General features: G+C 64.6%; 7 protein-coding genes and 1 pseudogene. 3 read left to right on the forward strand and 5 right to left on the reverse strand.

The window, feature by feature from the left end:
- The 4 genes and pseudogenes from istA to Q1N79_RS15375 form a co-directional block, all read right to left on the reverse strand.
- Window positions 1-794 (reverse strand): IS21 family transposase (gene istA / locus Q1N79_RS15360; RefSeq protein WP_300609662.1); only part of this gene is annotated, 794 nt, incomplete at its 3' end.
- A gap of 388 nt (window positions 795-1182) precedes the next feature.
- The gene (locus Q1N79_RS15365; protein ID WP_300609674.1) at window positions 1183-2244 is read right to left on the reverse strand and encodes a hypothetical protein; all 1062 of its coding nucleotides are present in this window, start codon (window positions 2242-2244) and stop codon (window positions 1183-1185) included.
- A gap of 318 nt (window positions 2245-2562) precedes the next feature.
- Window positions 2563-3345, reverse strand: a pseudogene (locus Q1N79_RS15370) (serine/threonine-protein kinase); the annotation flags it as partial.
- A 428-nt stretch (window positions 3346-3773) separates the two neighbouring features.
- Window positions 3774-4169, reverse strand: a complete 396-nt coding sequence (locus Q1N79_RS15375; protein WP_300609672.1) for a RidA family protein — start codon at window positions 4167-4169, stop codon at window positions 3774-3776.
- A gap of 177 nt (window positions 4170-4346) precedes the next feature.
- Between Q1N79_RS15375 and Q1N79_RS15380 the strand changes: the two genes are divergently transcribed.
- Both Q1N79_RS15380 and Q1N79_RS15385 read left to right on the forward strand, forming a co-directional pair.
- The gene (locus tag Q1N79_RS15380; protein ID WP_300609664.1) at window positions 4347-5069 is read left to right on the forward strand and encodes a hypothetical protein; all 723 of its coding nucleotides are present in this window, start codon (window positions 4347-4349) and stop codon (window positions 5067-5069) included.
- A gap of 257 nt (window positions 5070-5326) precedes the next feature.
- Window positions 5327-6424, forward strand: a complete 1098-nt coding sequence (locus Q1N79_RS15385; RefSeq protein ID WP_300609666.1) for an ImmA/IrrE family metallo-endopeptidase — start codon at window positions 5327-5329, stop codon at window positions 6422-6424.
- 358 nt (window positions 6425-6782) lie between these two features.
- On the opposite strand, the gene Q1N79_RS15390 is transcribed toward Q1N79_RS15385, so the two are convergent.
- A complete protein-coding gene (locus Q1N79_RS15390) occupies window positions 6783-7460 on the reverse strand; it encodes a hypothetical protein (protein ID WP_300609668.1) in 678 nt (225 codons plus the stop codon).
- Between the two features lie 175 nt (window positions 7461-7635).
- Between Q1N79_RS15390 and Q1N79_RS15395 the strand changes: the two genes are divergently transcribed.
- Complete coding sequence (locus Q1N79_RS15395) at window positions 7636-10476, forward strand: hypothetical protein (RefSeq protein ID WP_300609670.1); 2841 nt, start codon at window positions 7636-7638, stop codon at window positions 10474-10476.
- Window positions 10477-10828: the final 352 nt, after the last annotated feature.

Here is a 10828-nt window from a genome sequence, read left to right on the forward strand (position 1 = left end):
GGCATCGGCCGCTCCACCCGGGCCTTGTCCCGCGGCTTCAGCGCCCGGGCCGGATCGATCAGGCAGCCGTAGTGCGCGGCCAGCTCGGCATAGGACCGGTTCAGCTTCGGGTCATACAAGTCGGGCTTGTCCACTCCCGTCTTCAGGTTGTCCGGCACCAGCCGGGCCGGAACCCCGCCGAAGAACTCGAACGCCGCGACATGGCAGTCGGTCCAGGCCCGCTGGTCCATCACCAGCACCGGGCGGACGAACAGGTGCCGCGAGCACGCCAGCACCATCACGAACGCCCACACCGTCCGCAGCCTGCCGGTCACCGGGTCCAGCCACCGGCCCAGCTGCCCGTAATCAATCTGCGCCTGCTCCCCGGCCTCAGACGGCCGCGGGTTCCACACCACCACCTGCGACCGGCGAGTCTCTTCCGGGATGTTGGCCGCGACATAGCGGCGGAAGCTGGCCACGCTGGCCGCCAGGCCGTGCTCGTCCCGCAGCCGCTGCCAGATCGTGGACATCCGCACCCCGGCCTTGACCTGCGCGACGATGTAATCGTGGTGCCCGGCGATCTCCGGCCAGGTCACCTGCCGCAGCCGGGTATCGGCCAGCTGCGGGAACCAGGCCCGGACCAGCTCCTGCCATTCCTGCTCGCTCTTCGCAGGGCCGCCCGGGGTGATGCCGGCCGCCACCGCCGGCGCGATGTACTTGCGCAGCGTCTTACGGTCCACCCCCAGCGACTGCGACATCTCGCTCAGCGACCGGCCCGCATGCCAGTGCACGAGTATCTCCGTCACATCGATCACGTCGAACGTTCTCCTTGCCATCGGCCTCCCGTCCCAGACGGGAGGACAGGTTGCTCCTGCTCGATGGCCAGGTCCACCACGACACGCACGCCATCCCCATGGGGAATTACGTGATCGAGGCGGGTGGGGAATTACGTGATCGTCACCCCCTCACAGCCGGGGAATTACATGAGCGCCGACACGTTGCGATCCGTAACCAGTGCCTCGTTGACGTCAGAGCGCGCATAGCCGCTCCTGGTGTGCACTCCGTTCACGTAGAGCCATGAATTAGCCATTTCAAATGCCGACCTTGGCGATTGGGCCAGCGAATCCCTCGATGCGACGCAGTCGCTTAGAGTGGAGCGGCGTCCAGCAGGCGGTCATTTGAGCGAGCCTCGCGTTCGCCGGGTTACTGGCTTGAAGATGTCTGACTAGGGGATCCGGCTACGTTCGTAATGTTGCTGATCTGGACGCTGGCGGGCAGTGATCCGCTTTCCAGGAGTTCGGCTAGGTTCTGGGCGGCGGCCTTAGTGAAGCCGTCTGGCTGCGGGCCGCTGAGCGTGACCTGCCCGGAAGTGATCGCGCCTGCGGTCTCTGGCGCCTCCTGGACGTTGCCGTCGAGCACGATCGCTGTCGAGTCGAGGGCAAGGTCGTTGTGGTTGGATCCCGCCGCCGCGTAGTACGTGTTGTACTGGTTAGTGGTCAGCGCGCCGAATGCCCTGGCGGCGGCCCCGTCCAGCGTCAGGTTGACAACCCACTGGGTGCTGCCCTGCTGCGGACTGACCTGTACCCCCGTGAGCTGGGTGCCCTCGACAACTGCCGGGCCAAGCGCGTACTTCGTGCCCGCCGCGTCGCAGGAGACAATCTGGCTGGCGGAATCGTCGTACTGCTCCTGGGCTGGCGTGTACCCGACGGAGGCCATCCAACTGCCGTCCACTTTTCCCGGGTTCGGGCCTGGCTCGCACGCCAGCTTGCCGAACAGCTTCATGGTCGCAGTGCTCACCTCCGCAGCATCCCCGTAAAACCCGGTGCCCGCCGAGGTGCCGGCCTGCGGAGCCACTAGCAGGACAGGCCGGAACATAAGTACCCCGCTCTTCGTGAGGAACGCAAGCTGGCCCTGGCTAGGTTCCGGGCCGGTTAGCAGCACGTCCTGCCCCGCCACTGCCACTTGAAGGTGCTGCAGGCCCAGCAGGCCGACCCTCCGGCGGATTACCGCTGCATCGGCAGCCAGTACGGCCGCCCCCGCCGGGCGTGAAGGTGACAGCGTGACCTCGACGACCCTGCCAGATGTCTGATCGGGCGGCGCGCCTGAAGTGGCCAGGACCAGGGAGACGGCAGTTGCGGCGGCCAGCAGCACGCACGCCATCGCGATCACGAGGAAACGGCGCTTCGGGCGGCCAATCGGCCGCGCCTCGGCATCGCCCAGGCGCCTCTCGGGCCCGGCACGCTGGCCTGCGGAGACGACGTCCACAGTTGGCCCATCGGCGGACTCGGCGGCCGGATCTGATTTCGGGACTGCTTCGTCCGGCCTGCCGGGAGGGCCATCTGGGTCACTAGGCATCCCGGGCGCGGTATGCGAGATCATCCCGATGCCTGGCGGCGGCGCGCCGCCGGGCGGCTGCTGGGTCTGATTGCCGTGCAGGGCCGCCACGGCGGTAGCCGGAACCTGCCCAGCCGGCTCCCGGCGCCCGGATGCCTCAGGAGCGGCATCTCGGGCTGACGTGCCGGAGTCCGGCTGGCGCGCTCCCAGGGCCGCGGAAGCGGCCGCGTCGGTGAGGGTACTGATGACGAACTGTGCATTGGGGCGCCCGGCAGGATCCTTGACCAACAATGCCCTGATCAGGTCCCCCAGCGGCCCGGCGTGCCTTGGCGGGGCCGGGTCCCGGGTCAAGATCGCCGCCATTACGGCCGTCAAGGTGGGGGCACTGAACGGCGGGCTTCCCTCGGTCGAGGCGTACAGTGTGGCACCCAGCGCCCACAGGTCAGTCGGCGGGCCAGCATCACCACCCTCCAGTTGCTCCGGCGCCATGTAGTTCACGGTGCCGACCCGGACACCGCTACCTGTCAGCCTCGTAGTGGCATCAAGAATCCGGGCGATACCGAAATCGGTCACGACGGCCTGCTCGCCAGCCAGCAGGACGTTGTCCGGCTTAAGATCACGGTGCACAATCCCTGCCCGGTGCGCTGCCGACAGCGCAGCCGCGACCTGGGCGCCGATCCCGGCCAGCCGCTACCATGGCAGTCGGCCCAGACGGGTGATCTCCGCACCGAGCGACGGGCCCGCGACGAACCGCATCACGATCCACGGAGCACCTTCTTGCTCCACCACGTCATAGACCGTTACCACTCCAGGGTGGTCGAGCCGGGCCGCGGCGCGTGCCTCACGCAGCATCCGGGCGGCCAGTTCCGCACGCACCTGCTGCGACTGCTGGAGCAGCAGCACTTCCTTGACAGCCACCACACGGTCCAGAAGCTGGTCGTGGCCACGCCATACCCGCCCCATGCCGCCCTCGCCGACCACCTCAGCAAGCAAGTACCGGCCGCCTACCAGCATCCCCGCCCCACCCGGCATGGCAAAAGCATAGGGCCAAACGGGCAAGGTCGGAAATAAACTAGAGAAAGCCAGTCACGCGCGTGCCAGACCACGCACTTCACTGGAAGCCAGGCAGCGGTCCGGCCGACCGCCGAGAATCCTTAGGTCAGTTCGGCAAAGCCAGGCTTCTCGGCCTGGACGGCGAGCATTTAGCGTCGTCACGCAACCCCGGAAGCACGGCAGTACTGACCGAAAATCGGGCGGATACGGCTTAGCCGTATGCGTTTCATTGATCGTTCACAGCGAGATGCAATCGACCTGGAAAGCGCCCCGGAATGGTTATTCTGCATCCCATCGGCGCGAACGTACGACCAGACCGCACAAGCGAATATTCGGCGATCCGGCGCCTTCCGTCTTATGGGCGTCGTCACCGTGCGTATTAGCCTGTGTCGTGCCCGACGTGCGTATTATCGGGATGAGCCGACGGCGATGGCCTCGATCTCGACAAGCTGGCCGGGGTAGCCCAGGACGGTGACGCCGAGCAGGGTGCCGGGCACGTCATGGCCGCCGAAGAAGCCAGCCACCTCATCCCAGGCACTGACCAGATCGCTGCGGTCGCTGCTGTCCACGTAGACGGTCGTCTTGACGACATCTTTGATCGCCGCCCCGGATTCATCCAGGGCCACCGCCAGGTTGCCCAGGGCCTGGCGCATCTGCGCGGCCACGTCGCCCGGGGCCACGACCCGCCCTTGCCGGTCGAGCGGGCAGGCACCTGCGGTGAAGACCAGGTCGCCCTGGCCCACCCTGGCAGCGTAGGCGTAGGGGGCAGCAGGGAACAGCCGGCTGCTGTGGATGAGGTTCACGGCCACGCCAGCAACTCTCCCACGGCACCCGCCATCGGGAGCGGCGGGGACGCTCGTCGCGGGATGCGCTACGGGAACACGACCGCTCGCATGTTCCGGGAGCCGCCTTATTGCGCGGCCACGGGCCCTAACCTAACGCGCTGGTCAGATGAGGCGCGCAGATCTGGATCTCCTGTCGTGCTCGTCATTCTTGGAAGGCACCGGGCAAGGACCGGACGCGAGCCTGGCCAGGCTCGCAGCTATGCCTTCTGGCTCAAGCCCGCCTACTATGTCATCACCGACGGCGACCACCTCGCGGTGTGGAACTACCAGGGCGGCGCTGTGCTGGACCTGCGGGTATGCGAGATTCGGCGCGGACAGCTGCGGGCACAGTTCAGCAGCCTGAACGCGATCCTCAACCCCGAAGCGGCCCTCGCCAAACGCCAGCAGATGATCGGTCGGCTGGCCGGATCACAGCCAGCTCGTGGACGGGGCCTGACGCGAAGCAGCCGTGAGGGACGCCATAATGAGCTTGTGCGGGCAACTAAGCGGAAGCATCCTCTGCGACGGCGGATCGTAGCACCTCCGCCGGGAGTTGACCTTGCTGCGGTTGCGGAGCGCACATCGTACGTGGGCAGCACTGAGCACAAGAAATTTCCTTCTTTCGCAGGTCCTTTCAACCCGCGTGCTGACGCATCTAAATGTGATCCGAAGCTCGCAGATCGAGAAGAGCTAACGCGATGGCTCAGGGAAGCGATTAGCATCGGCAACACCGGCGAGCTATGGGAGGGTGATTTCCCGCGCTATGTTTGGTGTCAGCACGGAGGGGTAATTTATGAGGGACGCTTGTCGAACCCTGGGCTCGGTGAGTACAAAGGATATCCGCTTGAAGCAGATGAACATGTCGAGGGTTTGAAATGACACCTGAACACGAGTTCAAAATCAGATGGGAATGGGAGCCCGCAGAGTCGGTACGCACATCCGAGCACCGTGCCACTTGGGCGCGGATTGAGATAAAGGCCGGTCCCGATTTCGTCACGCTAGTCGAGGATCGAGGATCTGGGAGTTCTCGACGCTCTATCTACTGTCCACTGTACCCTCTCGCCGAGTGGATCGCGTACAACTGGTGGTTCTTGCTAGCAGATTCACGACCATCCAGCTTCCTCGGACACGATAATGTGCTCTCAGCATCGGCGCCGCGCCCTCTTCCCGCCGCACTCTGGGAACACCACTCGGTTCGGTCAAGCGGCGATGGCTTCGCATGGCCTGACCTTCTGATCATTCCAGACGATGAAGAGACGCGCCTGGTATGGGGAAACGACAGTGTCCAATCATCGCGCTTTCCTGTTAGATTTCTCACGCGCGGAGACCTTCGGCTGCGGAGCGATCAAGTCCAGAAGGAACTTGAGCTCCTGGTCACCGAGACCCTTACGCGTCTGGCCGAACAGGGTGTCACCGGCACAGTCCTTGAGAAGGAATGGGCAGCGATTCAGCAGACTGACGCGGAGGAAGCAGAATACTGTCTGGCGGCCGCACGTCTCGGCCTGGATCCGTATTCTGACGCCGAGTCATTCGAGCAGGACATAATCCAAGCGGCTCAAACGCTTAGTGGACAGGTTTTGGAGGACTTCCTTAACGCTGTCAGCCCCGATCACATCGGGAAAGCGTTGTCCTGGGTTTCCTCGGTACGTTCGGCCATCGAACGCGACCAGATACTGCAGAGGTCGTCGATAACGGCCGACTTCGGAGTAATCCGAGAACTACGCAACCTCGCTCACCGTCGCAACGCCAGCGTTATGGACCATCCTTGGGTGGTCGGTTACGAGCAGGCACGGCTAATCCGTCAGCAGTTGGAACCGGACACTACCCGTCGTTTTGCTACTGATCGTTATGTTTCTACTCTTGTCCGAAAGTCGCCTGACTTCAGTCTCCAAGCACTCGGCGCGCCGACGAGTGATCCTCGCCCCGTCGTGGCAATCGGTCAGAGCCGGCCAGCAGCTTCCAACCGCTTCACTCTGTCCAGAGCCCTCTGGCATTACATCTGGGACGACTCCCCAGTATTTGTGGTAACAAGCGCGCACACGCATCGTCAGCGCGTTGAACGCGCATTTGCAGCTGAGTTGCTCGCTCCGGCCGATGGCATCGCGCAACTGCTGGAAAGTCCACCCGAGGCTGCTTCGCAAGAGGAAGTTGAGCAGATTGCTCAGCGCTACGGCGTCTCGTCAATAGTAATCGAACACCAGTTGCAGAATCAGCTCATCGCCCGTGCGGCCTGAGACCCAGGCGACCGCGAGGCCGCAGTTCGAATCTAGGCTGCTCAGGCGGCACATGCAACCCCCGCATCCGATCCGGATGTTCTGCGCGACTGCGCGTGAATATTCCTAGTGTTTCGGTAGACATGCCTATTCGGCGATAAGGAACTGGGCGAGTCGGCATTCCGATCACGCTCAGCGATTACGGCCGGTCTGTGGCCGTCATTCGAGATCCGCGGCTATGAACGGTTTGACGGTCGATTGGTTGCCTTGCCAGAATGAACATTTTGCGCGCCAGCATCTTGTAAGCCACCGCAGTGCAGATCGGATCATGTGGGCGGCGTTAGGCCTGTTACTATGACCTCTACCTTGGTTTTCGGGGTCATTGGTACTTCCACGCTGTGTCGAATAGCCGGTCCCAACCGGCGGGCAGATCTGGTTCGAGGTTACCTAGCTTCTCGCCGGGGTGGCGCAGATTGTAGTACTTCTTGTACAGCTCACCGACAGTATCGATCGCGGTGTCGAGTTCGCCCCAGGTGATTATCGCCACTCCCGCGTATCCTGCACGCGTAGCGTCGGCTTGATGCGCCACGGACTGATCGACAACGCGCTTGGCGCTCTCAGCATCATTCGAAAGACGATCGCGATCAGCCCGAACGATATCCTTGTCCACACTAGGTTTCCCGGCCCCAGCGAAAGTGTCAAATACATCGCCCAGAGTGGCCGTGTAAGGAGCCGACTGAGGTCGCGCCTGCAACTCTTGCATAAACCATGCGCGAGTTGCTATCCCCGGCTTGACAGCAAGCTGATCCAGCAACCGCCATAGACTGACAGCATCGGCGCGCCTGTCGACCTGCCGTCGAACGCCTGCCATCTGCGCCACTGAGTAGCACTGCGTCAGCCAGTGCTCGGCGATGCCTGAGCGGTGCACATTCGGATTAGTCTCGATCATCGTGCGGACAGCCCGCCAGATCCTTCGCGAGTGGTGAAGCCCTAGCACCTCGTCCTTGAGCGCATCGAAACGAGTGCACCAGTGTGCCCAGTCATTTGCGGAAGCCACGAGAACACAGTATTGCGAGTGCGCCAGTACGGCGGTCGGATTCCTATGGCTCCGAGGAGCCGCCACGGCGCGCCGGGGCAACCTCAGAGGGTGCGTCATGATCAGGTCGTAAGTGCGGAGGGCTCGGGCACCGCGTCAAACCGCGTGGGCGGGTCTCATGGATAAGGTTGCGGGCATGCCTTCGGGTGGGGTTGCTCACGGGATTCTGTATGGGCGGGATCAGCAGGTTCTGGACCTGCTGACCACCCGGGTGCCCGTGACGGTGATATGCGGCGACAGCGGCGTGGGGAAAACCCGGGTTCTGGAGGAGGTCGTCGCCCGGTTCGGCGGGGTTGCCCCGGCTCCGGTTGTGGTGGGGCATGCGCCTGCGGCACTGCAGGCTAGCCTGCTTGACGCGCTGGGGGCTGCGGCCGCGCTGATCGCGGAAGACGAAGGCGCGGCGAAGAGGGTCGGCAGGCTGCTGGTCGAGGGCGGACGCCGTCTGGCCAGAGCTAAGGCCAGCGAGGTCGGGCTGGCCGTCGCGCGGATCGTCCTGGGAGCCGTCCGCGACCGGGTTGGCCAGAACGTCACCGACGTGATCACTGAGTACTTCGACCAGGTCAGGGAGGCTGCGGCTGACGACGTAGCCGTACGGATCCGGCAGGCTAGCGACCCTGACGTGATCCACGCCATCGCCGTCCTGGCCGCTGATGTTGCTGACGCCGCGGGCGGCAAGAGGATTCTGCTCCCGCTGGACAACGTCAACCACATCCAGGCCGAGGACCGAGGCCGACTGATGGACCTTCGCCCGTTGCTTCCGGACAAAGTATCGGTCCTGTGCACGTTCACGGGTGTCTGCGCTGCAGACCAGTCGATCCTGGATGAGTACACCCGGGCCGGGATCACGGTGTACCCGCTGTTCGGCCTGGAAGAATGGGCGATAGAGCAGTGGCTCAGCGCTGAGGGACTTCCCCCGGACATGGCAAAGCAGGTGCTGGTCAACACCAACGGCTACGGGTTCGATGTGGCCAACGCCGTGCAGTTGCTCAGGACAGGTCGGCCCCTGACTGATGCAGCTGGCCGGAGCGGCCGGGAGGAAGTGCTGCGCGCAGCTACTAGTCAGGCGCTGCGGGGACTCGATACAGGCTCCCACGTCGCCGCGCTGAAGCTGAGCGTGCTCAGTGCGCCGCTGCCTTCGCGATATGCCGCCGCGTATCTCGGGATGGAGCCTGCCGCCTGGGCTGTTACGCAGGGGCGGCTGGTCGACAGCCGCATCTTCGTGCCGGGCAACCCGCCGTGGTTTCACGACCAGCGCCGCCGCCTGCTGCGCGAGCAGGTCCAAGACAGCGACCTGCCCGGGTACCTGCGCGCGGCTGGCACTCAGCTGCGCGCCATGGCCGAAGCGGGTCCCGGAATGCCCGCAGACGCGCTCACGCAGTACGCGGAGATCAGCGACACGCTGGTCAGCCTCGGCGCCGCTGACCCGTCCGTCGCCGCTGTGGCACAGCTCAGCGAAAGCGCCCTCGCCGTGCTCGGCGCGATCATCGAGCTGGCCGACGGCGACGGCCCCGGCCCTCGCAGCGAGCAGGTTCTCCTGTACGCCCGGGACATTTTCCGGTGCAGCGGAGACCCGTCGGCCGCGCTAGCCGAGCTGCGGGACTCAGAGCTGGCGGTTACGCCGTCGGATGAGCACCAGACCTCAGTCGTCCTGCGTCCCGGATCCTCCGAAGCAGTGATTTACGCGTACGGGAAGATCGGGCTGCGGCTCGGGCGCATCCCCTTTCCCCGGATAGCGTCCCTGGTCTTCAACGGCCGGCTGCGGACAGCCTTGGGTCCGTTCGCTCATGCCTTTTACGGCGTCGGGAAACCTTCCCTCTGGGAACTTTCCAGGCAGGACTTGCCGCCGCGCGCCCGGCTCCCCCATCTGCCGCCGCTGCTCGCTATCCGCAGGCAGCCTCGCCTGTTCATCCGCGGGCTGTTCGGCGATACCCCGATCTACGCCGCCGTCGCCTACCACAATCAGCCTGAGCGCGACACCGCCCTGACCGGTCTCAGGGAAATGCCGGCAGGGTCGTTTCTCGGCCAGCAGGTCGTGCTGACGTCCGTAACGGGAAAGCCGGACGACCCCTTGCCCTCGCGCCGCCTCGCCTGCGCCTTCGAGCGGGCTCTCGGCTTCCCGGTCGGGAACACCACCAATTCTTCCGACTCGGTGATCCACGGCGTGAAAATTCCCCGCCAGGACGCTGTCGAGCAGCAGCTCGAAGCACTGAACCTGCTGGCCGAACTGTCCAACGAGCGCGAGCGGCAGGTCACAGGCCACCAGGCTGCCCGTTACGGGCTGCTGCGCTGGGTTAGCCCCGACGGCCAAGCTGAGCTGACCGCGGTCGTGGCGAACGCCAGCGGCATCATCGAGCTGAAAGACGTGCCGATAGATGTCGTTCGCACATTCGACCGGGTTGCTCTCGGGCAGTTGGCGGGGCTTCTGCCCGGCCAGCGCATCGGCCACATGCAGTCTCGCGCCGGGCATCAGACCGAGGTGACCGACCTGCAGCTGGCAGTCAACGAAGTGACAAGGTACGCCAGGATGATCGACGGGTACAACGATCCGCAGGTCGCCCGCAGGCAGCTCCCAGCCGACGTCAGCTACCTGCAAAGCTTGATCCAGGAGCAGCTCGACGAACGGGAGACGATGGCACGGCACATCGCCGACCGCCTCGGCCGCGCTCTGCCGTCCGGCCGGGACGTTTACCTGCTGGTCGACCCGCATGTCCGCGACCGCGGCATGATCCCCTGGGCAGGGCAAGACGCAACCATCGTGACAGCGCAGATGCTCGGCACCTCCCCGCGCGTCCTGATGGCCGTGGAACCGCATGAGGAGTTCTCTCCTGACCGGGACTGGGTGGACAACTTGACAGCTCAGGTGGAAAGGGTGTTCGGGGTGACCGACGTAAAACTCGTCGGCAGCGGCCTCTCGAGCGCGCTTGATGCGGTGTCCAGTCTCCTCGGCCACATGTTCAACGACATCCTCCTGATCTGAATGCTCCGATCCGGGAGCGATTGGTCTTCGGACCGGACGTGGAGCTGCTGAATTCGCCTATGAATGCGACGAGGCACGGCTCTCCGAAGCACGAACCAGAACTGGCCGCTCTGCGCACAGTGGACGGTCTATGCCGCGCGATTACCGGCTGCGCAGAGTCGGCGTTCGGCAGCCAAACCGCGAGCAGCGCTCATCGGCCGATGATCCTCTTCGTGATGTGGGCCACGGAGGCCTCTCGTACCTGCCAATGGGGTTACATCCCCCAATCGCCACGAGCGGTTGTCTCTACCTGTGCGCGAGGATGTCGGCGAGCCGGGTGGAAGCCAGGTCAGCCGCGAGGACGCCGCTGAAC

This window comes from Trebonia sp. (assembly GCF_030042015.1).
Lineage (GTDB): Bacteria > Actinomycetota > Actinomycetes > Streptosporangiales > Streptosporangiaceae > Trebonia.

What these genes read in the sequence shown, in the direction of transcription:
- Q1N79_RS15395 (WP_300609670.1), top strand. Translation starts at nt 7,636, where the DNA reads ATGCCTTCGGGTGGGGTTGCTCACGGGATTCTGTATGGGCGGGATCAG.